At 66.0% G+C, this 1,507-nt stretch carries 1 protein-coding gene; it reads right to left on the bottom strand.

Going from position 1 to position 1,507, the window contains the following annotated elements:
- Window positions 1-1,207 (bottom strand): DUF222 domain-containing protein (locus tag AMD30_RS24225; protein ID WP_055477364.1); only part of this gene is annotated, 1,207 nt, incomplete at its 3' end.
- Window positions 1,208-1,507: the final 300 nt, after the last annotated feature.

Raw genomic sequence — 1,507 nt, 5'->3', positions numbered from 1 at the left:
CACCCTTGGCCCAATCCTTGTCGGCGTGATGGAGTTCCACCTGCGTGGCGGGCTGATCGCACCCAGGTGCCGAGCACACATCGCCGTCGGGGCGGGCGAACGAGACGAGGCGCTGTTCGCGAGTTGCCAGACGCTTGCTGCGTCCGAAATGCAGCGGAACGGTGGTGTGATCTTTGAAGATCGCCAGCCAGGGCTGCATATCCGCGGCGAGCGCGATGACGTCCCGGATGGGCAGCAGGGTTCCGGTGGCAGTGGTCGCGAGCCCGGCTTCGCGGATCAGGTCGCCGAGGTCGGCTTTGATGATCAACTGCACGGGCAGGCCGCGGTGCGATCTCCCAAGCGTCCCGTCGGCAAATCCGGCGGTGAGTGCGGCGTCGAGCGCGTCGTGATTTGTCTGGGCAGGGGTGCGGTGGTCGCGGTCGGCTGCGGTGGCCAGAGCGTCGGGGTCGGCAGCTCCGGCCGGCCCACGGGGTGAGGCGGGGTCGTCGGGGTTGTTGAGTCCGGGTTTGCCCCAGACCGCGAACATCATCGTCATACGCGCGACGAGTTCGGGGGTCAGGGTGCCCGACACCTTGGCGGTACCGTCAGCGCGTTGCCGACCGATCCACAGGCCGCGGCGTCGCTTCTGGTCGGTGTCGTCGGCCAGGGTGCCGTCGGGGTCGAGGTGCGCGAGCAACCGCGCGCCGAGCTGTGTGATGTCGGCAGGCGTGTGCGCTACGGCGATCTCGGCCATCTGACGCTCAGCAGCGACCTTCACATCGTGCTCGACAGCATGGGGAATTCGGTCGAGGACATCCAGTGCGGCCTGAACGTGTGCCGTGCCGACGGAGCCGTCAGCGAAAGCTTCTGCCAGTGAGGGGTGTTCGGGCTCCAGACGGTCGCCGTTGAGGCACGTGAGCGTGGCGGTGGCATTGAGGTGCTTCCGCCGCCGCACCGGATTGCAGATGCGCAGGCGATGATTCATGAACTGGGTGAGAGTGCGGTACCCGGTCTTGCGCGGCAGGTCGCGAGCCTCGACTTCGGCGACGTGGCGGTCGCCGGCGTAAGTGGTTCGCGCGATGGCCCGTTCGGTGGCAGAGGCGACGTCGATCAGTTCCTCGTCGGTGCACGGGGACAGGTCGACGGTCTGCAGTTCGTCGAGAATCGCATTCAACTCGGCCACCAGCTCGACAGCACGAGGTTGTGATGCGGCGGATTCGTCAGACATGGTCACCCCCCCCCGGAGACGTTGCGCGAATACATGTTCGAGTTTAGCGGCTATAACGCTGGTGTGCAATGGTTTTCGCTGTCTCGTCGCAGTGCGCATCTTGTCGGTGGTGCGTGGTAGGGGCGGCCGAATATCGAACCACCCTGCGGCTTGGTCTCTTATACGGCCGCCTGGCTGACACCGCCCCTCGCCGAGTTCCCGACGCTCACCCTTCTCCGAGAGCCGGTATGTCGACCGTCGAGTACGCCGTCAGGACGATGCCAACCACGCGGGCCTAGTTGTACTGACCTGAGAGGTTGG

Source organism: Gordonia sp. HS-NH1 (assembly GCF_001418765.1).
Lineage (GTDB): Bacteria > Actinomycetota > Actinomycetes > Mycobacteriales > Mycobacteriaceae > Gordonia.
The sequence above is the reverse complement of the archived record's forward strand: the minus strand, read 5'-3'. Positions and strand labels throughout refer to the sequence as shown.